The sequence below is a fragment of the Halodesulfovibrio spirochaetisodalis genome (assembly GCF_001672295.1).
GTDB classification, from domain to species: domain Bacteria; phylum Desulfobacterota; class Desulfovibrionia; order Desulfovibrionales; family Desulfovibrionaceae; genus Halodesulfovibrio; species Halodesulfovibrio spirochaetisodalis.
On the sequence record NZ_JXMS01000025.1, the window covers coordinates 15,157 to 33,171 of the forward strand.

An 18,015-nucleotide genomic window follows, 5' to 3' on the forward strand; every position below is an offset into this window, starting at 1 on the left:
TTAGATCAGATCAAAGACATTTTGCTTCAGACATGCAGTAGCATTCGACGGCTCCCCACTCACAACCAACAAAACAACCTAAGATCAATTGAGCACATCACGTACGTTCTAAGCTCAAAACCTCAAGTACAAAAAAGGCAGCCTCTACGGCTGCCTCTATTAACGTCATTGATACCACTGCAACACACCGCAGTTAGTAACTATATCACCTACAAATAAAAAGGGCGGAGGATAAAGCACAACCCCCGCCCCACTCTCTATGAATGCTCTTTCTCTCAAAATACACCCAATGTATACAATGATTAAAAGGAGCAACTTCAACGTACATGAATGAGCAATTTTATTTCCATGATAATGTCATTATTAACTCTAATGATAAAATAAAATGCTTCTTTTTTAAAAGCAATTTCCAGTACAATTGCCGAGGGCATAAAAACAAAAAATGCTTCTTAATAAAAGATAAAGTTTGTTTGAGTTCTTTAAAGACAGTGAAAAGCGCTCATATCTAATTCATTACAGTTTAAGGCAAGCTTCAACGTAAGTACCCACTTCCTTTCCAAGCCATATGCAAAAGAAAAGCCCCCATTTCTGGGGGCTAATTGTTGTAAGGTTATGTAACAAGCTAAGCTTAACCTTCTCCACCTTCTTCAGGAGCTGGAGCAGGCTTTCTCTTAAGTGTGAATGTACGGGTAGGTTCGCCATTAAACACTTCAGCGTCGCCGTCTTTCAACTGGTATTTGAATCTCAGTTTTGCAGACTCAACACCTGCGCCGAATACGAATGGCTGAGCAGCAAAGGAAGCTTCCAGCTTTTTGCCTTTAGCTTTACCTTTAGCGTTAGCGCTCTCTTCCTTATCTAAGGCAACTTCACCTTTAATGTCAGAAGCTTCACCGAAGCCGGTAGTGTAAGTAGTGGTGTCACCGCTAGTTGTCTTGAATTCTACAGCTTTGCCTTCTGCATCAAGAGCTTCAGCGACTTCGCAAGTCCACTTACCTTTGTAGTCGTCAGAGTTGTACTGACAATCTCTACCAGACTCAGTCATCCAAGACTTAACGTCAATAGCAATCGGAGTCTCTGCAGGTACGTTGAATACAGCTGCGTCATCTGTCACGTCTTCAGATGTAATGTCAGCGACTTCACCGATAACCGCTTCCATAGCGATTGTCTGTGATTCGTCAGCTACGATGTAGAGTTCGCAACCATCTGCATTATCTTCAGATTCATCGTATCCACAACGACCAACGAGCTCTTCGTTAGCAAAGATAGATGCGTGAATGTGAGAGAGGGTTACAACCTGATCTTCTTCAGCAGAGCGAAGCTCGAGCTTGTTAGCATCAGCAACATCGTCAAACATCACGAATTCTGCGTATTCAGAAGCTGCTTTCTCTTCTGTAATCTCTTCGCTTACGATAAGCTTATCACCCTCTGGAGAAACTACGTGAGTCGCTTTGTACTCTTCAGTAACTTCAGAACCGTAAGCAAATACGAAGCCTTTAGGTGCTTCAACTTCAGCACGTACCATCTGACCTTTTTCAAGCATGCCAACACCTTCAGTTGTAAAGGTAAGCAGGCTCTTAAGATCTGCAGGAACCATTCTGATGTATGGAGCTGCTGCATCAAGTGCTCTAACTTCCTGACTTGCAAGCTTAATGCGGCCAGGTACGCTTAAGTCAAACTTGCCTTCATTCATAGCTTCAACAGCATAAAGGTCGCATCTGCAATCAGGAGCTTTTTTATGTTTGAAGCTGGAAACAGCAATGTCACGCTCGCAGAGGTACTTACCGCAAACTACGATGTCTGGTACGTAGCAGCCGTCACAAGCTTTGAATTTAAAGAGAACTTTTTTACCAAGAAGGTTTCTGTACTCTTCACGTGTAACTTTGAAAGTAAACTCTTGGGTTCCTTCGAAAGTATCACCAACGCTTACGCGTTTGTAGTTAGCGTAGAGTTCACCGCAATCAGGAAGTTCGCAAATTGTAAACTTGCCGTTGCAACGTTCTTTGTTGGAGCAAGAGATAACTTTGAAGTTAAAGCGTGGTGGGTAGTAACGGCTGTAAGGAATGTAGCAGCAGTCTTTACCTGTAAGGTCACAAATAATAGGCTTGAGGCATTTTTTGCCAAGAGCAGTTGTGTACACTTTGTCAGACAGAATGTCTTCACGAGTGAGGCACTGGATTTCAGTTCTGTATGCTTCGCCAAGAACAGGAAGCATAGCTGCTTTTACACGCTCAATCTGACGTGCAACAGCTCTGAACTCATCAAGTCTTTCCTGAGTACGGCAATTCCAGTAGCAAAGCTTCTTAACTGTTCTTGCAAGAGCTTCACGGTATTCAGGAGTGTTGTTTGCAAGACCGTCTTCGTTGCTACCCATGCCAAGCAGGAGAGCCTGTGCAATGTATTCGTAGTTAACGATATCGCAGCAAGCGTTACCAAGTGGATCTTCCATCAGCTTGATGGACATCCAGCAGCAAATCAGCTTTTTAACAAGATTATTTGCTTCTTCAAGGGACTTACCGCAATCAACTACGAGGTCATGAGCGATTGTGTTAGGTAAAGTAAGGTTTACGCACCATGCACCCGGGGCAAGAATTGCACGGAGCTGGCCTCTAAAGTAGCACTTCTTATCCACGCCACCTTTAAGGTTTGCATCTTCTTCACAATCGTACTCGCAATTAAAGACCATGCCGCCTTTTGAGTACAAGAAAACGTTCTTTGTACGGTCAAGCTTGCAAAGAGCAGCTTCATCAAAAATGATACAACCATCTTTATCAGTTCTACCTACGAGAATGTCTTTATTCCCGTCTTTACCTTTTCTTACTTCTTCAAGTAAGCATGAGCTTTTTGCGTATACCTTTGCTCCCTTAACAGGAGCACCGGAAACGCAACCAGTCAACTTTTTCACTACAGACGGCTGCGGGTCATCGCTGCTTCCGCTGTCGCCGCAAGCTGTAAGTGATAAAGTGAGGGCGAGAACCGCCAACAATAACAGTGCTTTTTTCATTGTTAGTCCTTTTGTAAAATTCATAAAATTAACACTAGACGAGACTATAAAACCACTAAGCTTCCAACCATTTAGTTTTATTGCTCATTAGGTAACAATGATAATGTTCTTACAAAATATCATGGAGATGAAAAAAGCCGCTAAAATCAGCGTTATTTTAGTTTTATTAAAGAGGTTAGGTTTTTTAAAAGATGAATTATAAGACAATTCTCATTTCAAAATAACGTTTACTATTCTTTTTTAACACCTCAGGCTGAAAACAATAGAAAAAACGCCTTATTTTAGCAGATAAACATTATAAAGACGTTATTTTACCATAGCACTGCTTCAACTTTTACAGTTACAAACATAAAAACATCATTCAATTCCTGCCAAAGTGTGTATGATTTGCACCATACTTTAGCTAATTATTAGCATTTTCATGTGAGAGCATGCATATAACGACTCAATGCAATTTTGCGACAATGACTGTTCGCATTGAAATCAGCCTCACGCTTTAAAAAGAACGTTGTGAGAAAAAAAATGCTCAAAACAAAACACCACTCCGAAATTATTTACTTTTTATTTCTTTCACAAATTACATGGTGCCTGCTCTCTATGTATGGTTGAAAATGAAATGCTTGCATCCACCACGTACAACACACCGCATTGCATAAAAAAACGGGAGTGATTTTCGCCACTCCCGTCATGCACTGCTGCATAAAAAAACACTCCAACGCACTTTTCAATATGATGTTTTCTCGACTCTTTCTGCTTGATAGCCAGCAAATACAAACCGTACTTTAGGATGCTCCCAAAACAAGTCACCACTGCTTGTCTAATTTTTCACCAAGCATTCTACTGCTGATAATACATTCATTACACATGAATAGGTTTGAGCAGAAACAGTTTGTTCGCTTTTTATTCAGAATTTCTAAAAAAGATGTGACCAACCTTTAGCCTTCTTCGTAGTTGTATATATAATGCTTAGTTTTCCCCGCGCCGACGCCAGCCTACAATCTGACAGCGAAATTGTTGCCTCTATCCGTAAAGGTAACAGGAATGCATATGCCTTGCTCGTTAAACGCTATCAGAGCAAGATTTACAGCATTTTCATCCGGTCGCTTCGCTCTGAGGCATTAGCAGCAGAACTTGCACAAGATGTTTTTTTACGGGCGTTTGAAAAGCTTGATCAATATGCAGCTGATAAAAAATTCTCCACATGGCTCAATGCCATTGCCGTAAACAGGCTCAGGGATTACTGGCGCAAAGAAGGCGCTACCGCATCGCAGACAGAAGAGTTGGATATTGAACTTATTGACTCTTCCATAGGAACAGAAGAGCAGGTTGAGCGCAGAACAATCATGCAGGCTATCCACAAGTTGCCCTGTTTATACAAAGAAGCATTATTACTACGCTATAGAGATGACTACTCTATCCCTGAGGTTGCAGAATCCTTAGGAATAGGAACAAGTGCCGCTAAAATGCGACTTAAACGCGGCGTTGAGGCTATTGCCTTACTGGTGGAGGATCACCATGACTAAACATGATTTCACTGACATTGAAACTCAGCTTCGTGACGCATTCCGGAATTCACCGGAAATGCATGACATAGAGGCACCTGAAGACTTTTTATCGAGCGTGATGGAGTCATTGCCGTGTGAGAGAGAAGAAAAGCACCACACGTCTATGCGTTCCGGCATTATTTCTTTCTGGTCTATGCTCCGCAACGCTATGACCCGACCGGTATCCATCACAACCTCACCGCTTCAGGTGATGGCTGCACTACTTATCATTATATGTAGTGTGACAACATACCGTATTCAGTCCGTACCGGAATATACAGCTAGCCACTCTACGGTACGATTGCAGCCGGTGGAGTTTACCCTGCCCGACCCTGACAAGGCGTTTACATCTGCCGTTGTTATCGGGTCTTTCAATCACTGGCAGGAAACCGGCTTTGAAATGAAATACGACACAGAAAAACGTGCATGGATTCTCGAACACGAACTTCCTGCCGGAGAATATCAATACATCTTTCTGGTAGATGGCAATGCCCCTGTCTCTGACCCTTCGGCAGCTCTGTATGTAAACGACAGCTTCGGGAATCAGAATGCTTTACTGCAAGTCCGCGGAGCTATGCATGAACTTTAGCATCCGATCTTTTTTGTTCAGCATTGTGTTTGTACTCAGCTGCGCCTTGCAACCAGCGAATGCTGTTGCTCAGCACCATTCACTCCAGCCAAACAAACAGGAGCTAGCAAGCCTTGTGGCGCAAGCGCAGACTATTGCCGTTGACGATCGAGTGCTTCTGGCTGTTCTGAAAGGCGTGTATACTTCAAAAATTTCAAAAGAATGTGCCGTTAATTTACTTGCTGCCATTATTAGAACGCATAAAGACGGTCTTCCTGTATCCATTCTGGAAGCAAAAATTAATGAAGGGCTTGCCAAGAAAGTTCCGGTGGAAATTATCTGTACCGTTATTAGGCGCATATCTGAAGACATGGATTTTTCCAGAAAGCTCATCGCGCAATACCAAAGTGCTCCCCTTTCCGTACAAGAAATGCAGACAATGGTTGAAGCACTGGAACAACTGCAGGACAACACTCAGGTTCGGGATTTCTTTGCCCGTTACAAACAGATACCGGTTGCCATACGTATTGAGGGCATAAAAACATACTCTCTCTTGCAACAGGCTGGAGGAAGCCCCAAGCGGCTTCGCCCCCTCATGGCTGAAGTCATGAAGAACGAAACACGATTGCAACGTTGGAAAGAGCTGCCACAGCTTCTTGCAATTGCATTACGCACCGGTATTGAACCTGATATTTTTATACAAAAAGCGGTTGCTGCCATTAAAAAAAATAAGGCACCGCATGAACTTAGTCGCGAGTTCTCTTTGCAACCTCGAAATCTCGGAATTTCAACTAAATCTAACTGATGTTCGGGACATTCTGCACCGTCCACCCTGCAACACGATTGAGAGTAGTCATGATCATGCTCAAAAAACTGTACTGTTTTTTATTACTTGGAATATTTATTATTGGCTCAACTGCCTGCACCAGCCTGAAAGGTGAGTATTACCTTAAAATGGCTCGCTACGACGAAGGGGAAAAGCAGATAAGACAAGCGCTAGCTGAGGCTCCTGAAGACCCATCAGCTAACTACTATCTCGGGCGCTTACTGCTTGCTCAGGACAAACCGGAAAAGGCACTTCCATTATTCAAAAAAGCAATAAAGCTGAAGAATGACGACGATGATTACCACTTTTGGCTCGGTATCACCTACTGGGCGATTATGGACTATAAAAATGAGAGAAAATGCTACCTGAAAGCGCTCTCGTTAAATCCGCGTTCTACCTATGCTCATTTGTATCTCGGGCATAACTATTTGGATAACAAGGAATGGAAGAACGCTCACGACCAGTACAAACTCGTACTCAAAAGAGATAAATACGATCCAGAAGCCCTGTATAATATTTCAGCAGCGTTAGGCGGATTGAAAAAAAGCAAAGAAGAACACAAGGCATTACTTACCTACTTAAAATATTACCCAGACGGACAGCTTGCCCTGAAAGCTGTTGACCGCCTTAACGCCATTGGCGATTTCTCTTGGAGAAACAGCTACATTGGCAAACGTAGAGTAAGTTTTATTTCTGTAAAGTTTAAAAAGGGAACAGCGCAAATCATATCTGAAAGCCGCCCTTCCTTACAGCTACTTGGTTCAATGTTAAAGAATTCACCGAAATTACGGGTTAATATTGTTGTTTATGCAAAAGGGAAAACGTCTCTTGCCAAGCAACGAGCATTAGCCGTCAAGAAATATATCCTTGGATACATTCCAGACGTCGAAAAACAACAACTGATCCTCAGCTGGTTCGGCACTTCTGAAAAAGTTCGTGCAGGAAAGCGCGCCCTGTACTTGCCGGAGTCAGTTCAGTTCATCACTCACATCAACAACTAGGATTTGGTATGAAAACTAAGTCGCTCTCACTCAACGCACTGTTACTGATACTTGTTTTACTCTGCGCCACCACAGTGCACGTATTCGCTGAAGATACAACTACCGGAACTGATACAACATCAGCATCAGAGTCTACAGATACTTCTACTGATTCAACGACTGATGCTGACACAGCTGGCACTACTGATACCGACACTGCTACAGATACAGATTCTTCTACAACAGACACTGCCACTGACTCTGATACAACTACCGATACTTCTGACACTACTACAGGAACGGAGACTGATGACCCTGCAGACGAAGTGGGGATGTTTTCAAACCCGACACAAGCTGCAAAGGCTGAAGCTATTGCAGCTGCTGCTGCAAAGCAAACAAGTCCAGCAGTAGATGCAGCTTTAAGTGCTGTACAGGATGCTGAGCAGGCACTTGCGAACGCAACTCAGACGGATGATCCTGCTGCTGTTGCCGCTGCAGAAGAAAGTCTCCAAGCTGCCAAAGCTGCAGCACATGCTGCCATGGCAGCTGCTACCTCTGTTACCACAGCAGACATTGCTGCTATGCGAGACGCTAACATGGGCTGGGGAGAAATTGCCCGAGAACTCGGTGTACACCCTAGCGTGCTCGGCAAAGCCAATGCCAGAGGTCTAGCTAAAAATCAAAAAGCCAACCAACAGGATCGCGCAGAAGCAAGAGCGCAACGTGCTGAAGCTCGTACACAAGCAAAAGCTACCCGCGCTACAGCACGTATGAATCGTGCACAGGCACGCGTTGACCGTGCTACCGCTCGTAACACCCAAAAAGGCTACTCCACTGCTCCAGGCGCTAAAGCAGGCAGATCCGGCGATAGCAAAGCTGTCGGCCTTGGACAGTCCAAGCAAGGTTCCCGTAGCGCAAGTTCCGGCAATTCCGGCAAAGGTGGGGGAAATGGCGGAAACAATGGTAACGGAGCCAGCGGCAATGGTAGCGCTAAAGGCAACGGTAAAGGTGGCAGCAACAGCGGCGGTAACGGCAAAGGTGGAGGAAACGGCGGCGGTAACGGCAAAAAATAACTAATTTTATGTAACGGCAGCTCAACACTGTGGAACTGAATTGCTCAGGATAGCGTAACGCTTGGAAATGCACCTCTCTTTGCTTTATGCTACCGAACCACTCACCCGACAACAGCGGGCTGCCAATAATGAAGCTCTTAGCAGTAACCTGCTAAGAGCTTTTTTATTCAACCTATGAACTCTTTTCGTCCAAAACAGACGCATCCCATCTGTACTTGGAAAAGTTAATGCGAAAGAGTGTGGAATACAGAACAGGACACAGTATCAACGTCAGCCCGCTGGCAACAGCCAGACCGGATACCATTAACACAGCCATAGGACGCCACATTCCGCCACCGGATACAATTAACGGCACCAGCCCTACTATGGTTGTGATAGTCGTCATAATAATAGGTCTGGAACGTTGCAATCCAGATAAAACCAATGCGTCCTCAATATCAATGCCGCTTTTTGCCAGCAAATCAATCCTATCCAGAAGCATAATTGCGTTATTAACAATAATACCGAGTAAGCTGATTAATCCCAACAATGGCATAAAACCAAACGGTTGACCTGTCAGGAGCATACCGGGGGCGACCCCAATCATCATTGGCGGTAACGTCAGCAAGATAATCAACGGCTTACGTATGGAGTTAAACTGAGCAACGAGCACAAGAATCAACAGCCCCATAGCAAGAGGCATATTTTGCATTAACGCTGCCTGCGCTTTCCTGCTCTCCTCATCCTCACCACCGACTTCCAACGTATAGTTTAGCGGCCATTCATCAGATTCCATAAGCGCTTTGAGCTTAGGTTGAACATCTTTGAGTACATCAGAGGCATACCGGCCAAAGACATCAGCCATCACAGTCATTGTACGCACCTCGTCCCTGCGCCGCACATTGGAAGGTTGCCACGTAAAATATGCATTGGCGACTTGCGCTAAAGGAACGCTCCGTTTTTCTGTATAGGAATAAACATTCATGGCGGGAATTTTGTCTGCCTGATCCCGATAATCGTCGTCAGATCGCAGAACAATAGGGATAACAGTATCACCATCACGAAAATCGGAAACCGGTAATTCAGACATTTGCATCTGCATAGACATGGCAATGTCCTGACTACTTAATCCGGCACGGCGCGCGCTGTCCTGATTAACATCAATAACAAATTCCTTTGTCCACTCTCCCCAGTCATCCCAGACAACGGTGACTCCTTCCTCACTCATCAGGATTTTGCCAATCTGTTCGCGCAGGTCATACAATGTTTCTATACTGTCTCCCGCTACCCGCAGCTCAATGGAAGCGCCTGCTGGCGGCCCAAGCATCATCTTTTTTAATCTGAAGCGTGTGTCTGGAAAGTTTTCAATTAACTCCTGCTCCGTTTTCTCCAAAAAGCTATCCAGATGATCAAAAGAATCTATGTTAACAATAAGCGTAGCCAGATTTTCATTCTGCTGTTCAAGATCAAGCGGCAGATACCACCTAGGCCCGCCTGTTCCCACAAAGGTCAGTACAGACTCGAACTCCGGCTGCTTCATAAGGAACTTTTCAAGCTTTTCGTATCGACGCCCTGTGGCTCGAATGTCTGTTCCATATGGTTGCCAGAAGTCGACCATAAATTGCCCGCGCTCATTGGGGGGGAAAAAGATATTAGGAACAGACCTGAAGCCCGTAACTGCAAGCGCAAAAAGCCCGAACACCAAAAGCAACGTCAACAGTCTGTGTTTAAGAGCTAACAGCAAAACTTTGCGATACATGGTGTAAAGCCTGCCAGAAAAGCTCTCTGTGCTCGGCTGTGGTTTGAGTATGTAGTAGCACATCATCGGAACCATAGTCATGGACAATAGCCATGACGCCGCCAGAGTAAGGGAAATTACAACAAATAATGACCGGCAGTATTCTCCTGCCGCACTCGGAGCCAGCGGGATAGGTAGAAAGGCAAAAATGGTTGTTAAGCTGGCGGCTAGCAATGGGAAAGAAAGCTCATTCGCAGTGCTTCCAACAGCCTGTTTTCGATCAAGCCCTGCTTCCATTTTTACCAGTATGTTTTCGCTGACAACAACACCGTTATCCACAAGAATACCCAAAGCAATGATCATGGCTGCAATAGATATTCGTTCGAGCATCACATCAAATAAGGGCATAAAAATAAGGGCAGTAAGCATTGCCATAGGCACAAGCGTGCCACAAATTATTCCCACACGAAAACCGGCAAACAGCAGCATCACGATTATGACAAAAATAAATGCCTGAACAAGATTTATGAGAAAGTCGAATATAGACGTCTTAACGTATTCAGGCGTGTAAATAGCCATTTCCAGATCAAGACCAGCAGGGAGTTCTTTATTTATATTGTCCAGCAATGCTGTAAGCTGCTCTCCAAGCTTAATGATATTGTTTCCCACTTTCATACTGACAGCCAACAAAACAGCCGGCTTCCCGTTGTAGCGCACCATAATCGTTGGAGGGTCAACAAATCCCCTTTTAACATTGGCAATATCGGAAAGCGCAACACTTTCTTTCCCGCCCGGATATCTCAGCGAGAGCCTTCGGATGTCATCTACATTCTTAAATTCACCTGTGGAGCGTATATTAATGCGCTCAGGATCATCATAGACCTGCCCGCTCGGCTTAATAATATTCTGTGCTTGAATAACTGTTGCCAGTGCAAAAGGGCTGAGTCCTAACTCCGCGAACCGTGCGTTAGAAAATTCAATAAAGACCCTTTCCTCCTGCTCTCCCCAGAACTCCACCTTAGAAACTGTCTGGTGACGAAGAATTTGGTTACGGACAATATCGGCTTCGTCCTTCATTTCCCGATATGTATAGCCGTCACTGGTCAGTGCGATAAGAAAACCGAAAACATCCCCGAATTCATCGTTTACAAAAGGAACAGAAGCTTCAGCCGGAAGCATAGGAATAGTGTCATCAACTTTATTCCGTAATTTTTGCCACACGGGCGCAACATTACGTATGCTCTCAAAAATATTTACTTCTATTATGGAAAGTCCGGTTAATGACTGTGACTCGATATAGTCAATTTCTCCCATTTCCCGAATCTTTTCTTCCAGTTTGTCAGTGACAAGCTCTTCTACTTTTTGCGGAGAGGCACCAGGGAATTGGGTAGTGATTACTGCAGTACGAACGATAAAATCTGGGTCTTCCTGGCGAGGAATAGTAGCAAGAGTGATGACGCCTGCAACAGCAATGATCACAAACATTGCGATTGAAGTAATGTTATTGCGTAGACTCCATTCAGTAATATTCATTGCCACTGTCCCCTACTGTTCCTGAGGCCGTACTTTTTGTCCTTCCTGAATGCTATGCACCCCACGTATAACAACAAGCTCGTGGGGGTTAAGTCCCTTTTCTACTATTATCCCTCCATGCCCGGGGATACTGATTACAACACTGCGCTTGTGAACAACATTTTCCTTCGGGTCGACTATCCATACGTACTTCCCGCCATCCGGAAGCCCGAACACTGCTGCGGCCGGAATTACCACAAGCTTGTACCGTTCAGCCTGTCTGAAGTTAAACGTAACTTCACCGACCATGCCGGATCTGATCCGCTTATCCTGTGTAAGAATGCGTATTGTGACAGGAAATGTTGATGTCTCATTGGAGCGCACACCAATTTCTTTTACTTCTCCCTGTAGAATCGTATCCCTGAAAACATCAAAACGAATAGTAACTGGCTGCTCCAGTTCAACAAGCGCGATTAATCGATCAGGCACACCTATTTCCATCTCCAGCATTCCACGGGAGTTTAAGGTTGCCACTGGTTCCCCGATTACAACATTTGTATGAACTTCAGCAGGAACAGAGCTGATAGTGCCGGATTCCGGCACGAAAAGGCGGGTATACGATAAGTTGCGGCGTGCTATTTCTATCCGTTCACGTTGAGCAGCGGATTTTGCTTTCATGGAATCCAGATACGAAGCCGCAAGATCGTATTCGCTCTGGCTGATTACGTCCTGACTCACAAGTTTCTTTTTTCGGTCATAATCCAACTTTGCGTTTCTCAGTTCAGCAAGAATATCCTGAAGTGATGCTTTTGCTTCACGCATTTCCAGTTGAAAATCAGTCGGATCAAGCTCCGCAACCAGCTCTCCAGGCTTAACTTTTTGGCCTACAGAAACCGGAAGAGCTATTATCATGCCGCTGACCCTAAAAGAAAGTATGGTTTCTAGAACATCCTTAGCTGTGCCGGATGTTGACCACTCCCGTGTTTCAAGAACTTCCGGCACTCGATATACAATAACTTTCTTTGGTGGTGGCTCATTGGCTACATTATCTCCGCATCCGGTAAGCGCAGTGACAAGCATTCCTGAAAAAAAGAAAAATAATATATAGAGGCGCAAGGTCATAGCTCACCTTTACGATTGTTATGTACTATTATTGATTATGTTACGATTCCCCACTTCTAAAAAAATAACAGAGCCATAAAACTGCAACAACTATATTCGAAGAACTTCCAACAGCCTCTTATGATAACTAACTGTTACAACAAAAATGATCCTACTGTTGCATGCCTATACTTCATTATTTCGGACACATTATTTACTGGCTCATAATATTAACCAAACAAGAGAATACTATTCAGTACCGCGAAATATTATACTATTACGTAGAAGGTGTTCTTTTTTCGAGTTAATCTCCGCAGCTCATGGGAAAAATTCTGAGTTTAGAGGCGCTCCATGGACCCTGTCATTTTATCAGTCACTTTTTTTCTCGGGTTATTTGCCAGCCGCATAGGATTACCTCCGCTTGCGGGTTTCCTTATTGCAGGCTTTATCCTGAATTCTCTCGGCTTCAGTGCTTCTGAAAATATAAAAGTGATCGGGGAGCTTGGGGTAACACTTCTTTTATTCTCCATCGGGCTTAAACTTAAAATCAAACAACTTCTGAGGCCGGAGATTTGGGCAGTGGGTTCTATTCATATGGCCTGTACTGTCCTTTTTTTCGCACTGTGTTTTCAACTCCTGACGTTTACTGGCTTGCGCTTTTTCATGAATCTGAGCATCCAAACGTCCTTTCTTCTTGGCTTTGCCTTAAGCTTTTCCAGTACGGTTTTTGCTGTAAAGATTATGGAAGAATACAGGATGAGTAAGGCACTTAATGGCAAAACTGCCATTGGCATACTTATCATTCAAGACATTCTAGCCGTACTTTTCATTACATTTACTACAGGCAAAGCACCCACCATGTGGGCTTTACTTGTAATCGCACTGCTTCCGGCCGCCCGCTGGTTGTTCCGTGTCATCCTAACGCATACAGGACATGGAGAATTGCAGGTACTTTTCGGAATGATGCTAGCGCTGGCAATCGGTGCCGGCTCATTCGAACTAGTGGGCTTAAAATCAGATCTGGGTGCATTAATTATGGGGATACTACTGGCAACGCACCCAAGAGCTGAAGAACTGGCAGACTCTCTACTCAGTATTAAAGATTTTATGCTATTAGGGTTTTTCCTGAGCATTGGAATGGATGGGTTGCCGGATATAGATACGCTTATCGCCGGTGCTTTTTTTGTTCTTTTTGTCCCGCTTAAGAGTCTACTCTTTTTCCTGTTATTTACGCGATTCAAACTAAGTGCCCGTACGTCGTTTCTTACAGCTATAAACCTTACCAACTACAGCGAATTCGGGCTGATTGTCGGAGCAATCGGAGTCGAAAGTGGATTGCTGGCGAGCAAATGGCTAATTCTGCTTGCGGTTACCTTATCGCTTTCATTTATCATCGCATCGCCATTAAATGTACACGTAGAAGAACTTTTTGAGCGCTGGCGCGATTTCCTTACCCGTTTTGAAACAAAAGCATCTCACACTGACGAGGAATTCATTCCAAATTCAGTGCAATGGCAGGTTATTATTGTCGGCATGGGGCGCATGGGAACTCAAACATATGATGCACTGCGCCAACGACTTGGAGACGTTGTGCTTGGAGTGGATGCTGATCAGGACAAGGTAAAAAGACATAGTAAGGCAGGACGACAGGTTATTTTTGCAGATATAACAGATGCTGATTTCTGGCGAAAACTGGCCAAGCTGGAGTCTCTGAAAGTCGGAGTGCTTGCAGTACCCAGTCTTGATGTAAAGCTCTATGCCTTACGAACAGCACAGCAAGCCGGCTCATTGTGTCGGCTTATAGCCATAACAGAATATGATGATGAGATTGATCCACTATTAGAAGGTGGAGCAAACTATGCATTCAACATATTTGATGAGATGGGAATTGGACTAGCGACAGAAATTGCCTATCAATTAAACCCATCTGAAGAGAATGTATGCCTTTCAAGCAAACAAATGGGCTGCGAATCTCTTCCACTAAAAAAGCAGGACAGCCTGGATTAGCTGCCCTGCCTTACAATAATTTTACTAATGGTCAGAAACCATAATGTAATCCTGAGCCTTACGACTGCTATGACAATTAATACAGCCAGCAACCTGTCCTGCTTTATCTACCGTGCCATCTGGACTGAACTTTGCCCAGTACCAGTTTCCGGCTTCAGGGTTATAGCCGTCCACTTTATACATAACCGTAATCGCCGCGAGTTTCTTTTCTTTGGTCAAGTTCTCTTTCACTATTATAGTGCCATTGGTCTTAGGGTATCCCTTTTTTGACAAGCCGGCTTTGTTCACAAACACTTCATGCAACGGGCCATGTGGTGCCGCTCCGGGCTGTATTCCTTCATGATCAGGCCAGTTGTCCCATTTTTTATATGGATCTTCATGAGTAATCGTAGTCCATAATGCTTTTGCGTCAGGAGTATCGGCTAATGCCGGAGTCACCCAAAGCATAACAACAGCAAAAACGAAGAATAATTTTTTCATACTAGAATCTCCTTAAACAACAATTTGTCCAGTTAGACTCTACCTACATATCACCCTGTTGGTTCCGGTTCCTTTATTTAGCACGAGTACATTGGAGAATGTTAGAAAAGAAAAGCCCCCTACATTTTCATGTAAGGGGCTAAGTGACATGCAATATTACACAACAAGGTCAAAACTAAGCGGCGTTCCTTTTGGAGTCGCAATCTTCACTTTTTTCCCGATAATTGTATCATAGTGTCGAGTATGTAACCCATTCCCAGGGCGAATACTGCGCACGTTTTCGTGCGTAAATATTTCCCCGGCTTTCATGTCTTTCACTACGAAAAGTGAACGACGGAATGCGGTGCTCACCTGCTGTTTTTCTGTCAAATCGTAACTGACCGTACCTAATGCTTCTTCTACGGTACGAATGTCATCTACCATTTGCTTAAACTCGTGCGGCTCCATTGAGAAACCGGAATCCGGCCCGCCGTCAGCGCGGGAAAGAGTAATATGCTTTTCCACCACTTTTGCGCCGATGCTCACGGCAGCAACTGCTACCGCAGACCCCATTGTGTGGTCTGACAATCCGGCAACACACTTAAATGTTTCGGAAAGATTCGGAATAGTGAGCAAATTAGCTTCTTTTGGGAGTGCAGGATACGCAGAGGTGCATTTCAAAAGAACAATCTCTGGGCACCCGTTATTGCGCAAAGTTTTTACAGCTTCGTCAATCTCAGAAAGACTGCCCATGCCTGTGGACATAATTACCGGCTTTCCAGTTGAAGCAATTTTCTTAAGCAACAACATATCGACCAGCTCAAAGCTTGCAACCTTATGGCAAGGAACATTCAATTCTTCTAAAAAGTCCACCGCAGTGGCATCAAAAGGAGTTGAGAAGCAGTCAAGTCCCAGCTCATTAGCATACTTAATGAGTTCGGCATGCCACTCCCAAGGAGTATGTGCTTCATCATAAAGATCGTAGAGTGTTCTTCCTTCCCACGCTGTTCCCTTAACCACAAAATGCTCATTATTGCAGTCGATGGTTAACGTATCTGCAGTATATGTCTGCATCTTGATTGCGTCTGCGCCAGCCTTAGCAGCTTCAGCAATAATCGCTTTTGCGCGATTAATATCCTGATTATGGTTGGCGGAAATTTCAGCTATTATATAGGTTGAAGAGTTTCTAGAAAGAGTCTCAAGCAACTTCGACATTTCATATTCCTTACAGCGATCCTACACAAGTTAGCATGCAATACCGTCATAAATACTAGATTTGTACTACAACTGCTGCTGCAGATAAACCTACACCAAAACCAGCAAGAAGCACTTTATCACCTTGTTTGATAGTTCCACTGTCCAAGGCTCTTGCTAACGCTATGGGGATAGTATTTGAAACAGTATTACCACCATCTTTTACATCAATCACAAATTTTTCATTTGGAATTTTGCATTTTATGCGTAGATTATCCAGCATAAATTTGTTTGCCTGATGCATTACCACATGATCAATATCTTCATAAGAAAGCTCTTCTGTATCCATACAGCGTTGTATGAGATTAGGTACAATATCTAAAGTAAACTGAAAAATAGCAGGACCATTCATATAGAGCTTATCATACGCTTTATGACCTGCAATAAGAGTTTTCTCTTGTTTTTTCAGCTTTTCTGTAGCAGCACCACTATGCGGGACTATAAGGTTATGAGCTTGCTCTCCGTTTGTATAAAATGCAAACTTGCCAATCTCATTGTGCAAACTTTTCTCAACAATCGTTGCTGTAGCACCGTCACCAAAAAGAGTTCTCACCCCCCTATCATCTTCATCAAGGAGCTTTGAATACGTTTCAGCAGTGATAAGTAAAATGGTTGAAGCCTGTCCCGAAGCGATTAGCCCATGTGCAATAGATAACCCATACACATATCCTGAACAGCCTAGATTATAGTCAAAGGCAATCACGTGATCGCTCAACCCGAGCTCTGACTGGGCTAAACATGCATTGGGAGGAATAGTATAGTCAGGAGATTCTGTGCAGAAGACCAGTCCATCAACGATGTCACGTAACGCAGGTTCAGACTTAAATATTTTTTCTGCTGCTCGTACTCCTAAATCTAAGGCAGTCTCTTCCTTCGCTACTATATATCGTGTTTCAATCCCTGTTTTTAATACGATCTTATCTGCACTCCACTCAGGAAAAAGCTCAGCAAGTTGAGTATTCGTTAAGCTAGCTTCTGGAAAATGATATGCGATAGAACGGATGCGACTCATAACTGCCTCCATGACAATTCACGCCGTAATAACTAATCAGATTATTTGCAGGTGGCCTATGGAGATATATTAAAGTTCTCCTCTGCTCTGGAAAAACGCTATTGACTAATAATAGTCCATACATCGTTTACAGTTTGTGCCTTCGCCAACGCCTCTATATCTAAACCTTTAGAAAAAGTATTATCTACATAGACCTGCAATTCAAGAATTGCCATTGAGTCCCAGTCCTTAAATTCGCTCAGCGGTTCCTCACCGTTCAAAGTATCAGTTGCAACGGCTAAAATAGCTTCTAAACTTCTTAAAAAATCTTCTTTCATAACGATAACCTATTTTAATATTAGGAATAGTCTATTTACGATCGCGCCAAGGGCACCCATTCCACTTCTCGAGAGGAACAGGCGCCTTAGGAATAACAATAGTGCGTGATCTATTTAAGAAGGCTTCCTTCGTGAGTACATATTTCAGCAAATTGATTTCCTCACCATGCTTAACAATGCGCTCATCTTGGGAAGGGATACGAGTATAGCCACTTGCTTCATGAAGTCTACTAACCCGATTTCCTTCAAATACAGATATATGAATTTCGTTAACAGCGAGTGCTGTAAATAAAAAATTATACAGCATAGCCAATGCAGGAATAGCTAAAACAGAGTGCTCTACTTCACCAATATAAAATCCACATTCGGTAATTTTATTCGCTGAATCATATTCTGCAAAACTGCAATAGCCGATATCAATATTATCTGTTTGAATTATCCAGTGATAAAAATCCGGCTTGGAATATGAGTTTACAATCCACTGTTTTTGCGCATGAATATCATCAGAAATCTCTGTTATCATTTGCGATGCTATTCTTGGTGAAAGACGCCAATCCAATATTTTTCGTGCGTCTTCTAGCTCTATTTCCCTAAATTGCAGCACCATATCTCCTGCATATCATATCAACGAGGCTGGCAGCCCA

14 protein-coding genes are annotated in these 18,015 nt (G+C 43.7%); 6 read left to right on the forward strand and 8 right to left on the reverse strand.

From position 1 onward, the window contains the following. Positions 1-628 precede the first annotated feature (628 nt). Positions 629-3,001, reverse strand: a complete 2,373-nt coding sequence (locus SP90_RS12630) for a hypothetical protein (protein WP_066856852.1) — start codon at positions 2,999-3,001, stop codon at positions 629-631. Between the two features lie 962 nt (positions 3,002-3,963). Between SP90_RS12630 and SP90_RS12635 the strand changes: the two genes are divergently transcribed. The 5 genes from SP90_RS12635 to SP90_RS12655 are packed head-to-tail and all read left to right on the forward strand — an operon-like array spanning position 3,964 to position 7,992. Further along, positions 3,964-4,524, forward strand: coding sequence for an RNA polymerase sigma factor (locus SP90_RS12635; protein WP_066856855.1), 561 nt, complete (start codon positions 3,964-3,966; stop codon positions 4,522-4,524). Continuing rightward, complete coding sequence (locus SP90_RS12640) at positions 4,517-5,134, forward strand: isoamylase early set domain-containing protein (protein WP_066856858.1); 618 nt, start codon at positions 4,517-4,519, stop codon at positions 5,132-5,134. Before SP90_RS12635 ends, SP90_RS12640 begins: the two co-directional genes overlap by 8 nt. Further along, entirely contained in the window at positions 5,124-5,918 is a 795-nt protein-coding gene (locus SP90_RS12645) for a hypothetical protein (protein WP_066856861.1), read from the forward strand. Before SP90_RS12640 ends, SP90_RS12645 begins: the two co-directional genes overlap by 11 nt. A 50-nt stretch (positions 5,919-5,968) precedes the next feature. Beyond that, positions 5,969-6,940 (forward strand): tetratricopeptide repeat protein, encoded by a 972-nt coding sequence (locus SP90_RS12650; protein WP_197498799.1) that lies wholly within the window; start codon positions 5,969-5,971, stop codon positions 6,938-6,940. An 8-nt stretch (positions 6,941-6,948) separates the two neighbouring features. Then, positions 6,949-7,992, forward strand: a complete 1,044-nt coding sequence (locus SP90_RS12655; RefSeq protein WP_066856864.1) for a hypothetical protein — start codon at positions 6,949-6,951, stop codon at positions 7,990-7,992. Between the two features lie 172 nt (positions 7,993-8,164). Here SP90_RS12655 and SP90_RS12660 read toward each other — a convergent pair whose 3' ends face one another. Continuing rightward, positions 8,165-11,242 carry an efflux RND transporter permease subunit gene (locus SP90_RS12660; RefSeq protein WP_066856867.1) on the reverse strand — a complete coding sequence of 1,026 codons (3,078 nt, stop codon included), beginning with the start codon at positions 11,240-11,242 and terminating at the stop codon, positions 8,165-8,167. Between the two features lie 12 nt (positions 11,243-11,254). Continuing rightward, on the reverse strand, positions 11,255-12,343 hold the full coding sequence (locus tag SP90_RS12665; RefSeq protein ID WP_066856870.1) for an efflux RND transporter periplasmic adaptor subunit: 1,089 nt from the start codon (positions 12,341-12,343) through the stop codon (positions 11,255-11,257). Between the two features lie 330 nt (positions 12,344-12,673). On the opposite strand from SP90_RS12665, the gene SP90_RS12670 reads away from it, so the two are divergent. Next, on the forward strand, positions 12,674-14,329 hold the full coding sequence (locus tag SP90_RS12670) for a cation:proton antiporter family protein (protein WP_066856873.1): 1,656 nt from the start codon (positions 12,674-12,676) through the stop codon (positions 14,327-14,329). Between the two features lie 24 nt (positions 14,330-14,353). Here SP90_RS12670 and SP90_RS12675 read toward each other — a convergent pair whose 3' ends face one another. The 5 genes from SP90_RS12675 to SP90_RS12695 all read right to left on the reverse strand — a co-directional run bounded on the left by SP90_RS12675 (position 14,354) and on the right by SP90_RS12695 (position 17,978). Further along, positions 14,354-14,809 carry a cytochrome P460 family protein gene (locus tag SP90_RS12675; RefSeq protein WP_066856876.1) on the reverse strand — a complete coding sequence of 152 codons (456 nt, stop codon included), beginning with the start codon at positions 14,807-14,809 and terminating at the stop codon, positions 14,354-14,356. 156 nt (positions 14,810-14,965) lie between these two features. After that, complete coding sequence (pseI, locus tag SP90_RS12680; RefSeq protein WP_066856879.1) at positions 14,966-16,003, reverse strand: pseudaminic acid synthase; 1,038 nt, start codon at positions 16,001-16,003, stop codon at positions 14,966-14,968. 55 nt (positions 16,004-16,058) lie between these two features. Beyond that, the gene (locus tag SP90_RS12685; RefSeq protein ID WP_066856881.1) at positions 16,059-17,054 is read right to left on the reverse strand and encodes a 3-oxoacyl-ACP synthase III family protein; all 996 of its coding nucleotides are present in this window, start codon (positions 17,052-17,054) and stop codon (positions 16,059-16,061) included. A gap of 98 nt (positions 17,055-17,152) precedes the next feature. Then, entirely contained in the window at positions 17,153-17,371 is a 219-nt protein-coding gene (locus SP90_RS12690; protein ID WP_066856883.1) for a hypothetical protein, read from the reverse strand. 31 nt (positions 17,372-17,402) lie between these two features. Continuing rightward, positions 17,403-17,978, reverse strand: a complete 576-nt coding sequence (locus SP90_RS12695; RefSeq protein ID WP_066856885.1) for a GNAT family N-acetyltransferase — start codon at positions 17,976-17,978, stop codon at positions 17,403-17,405. Between the last annotated feature and the right edge of the window lie 37 nt (positions 17,979-18,015).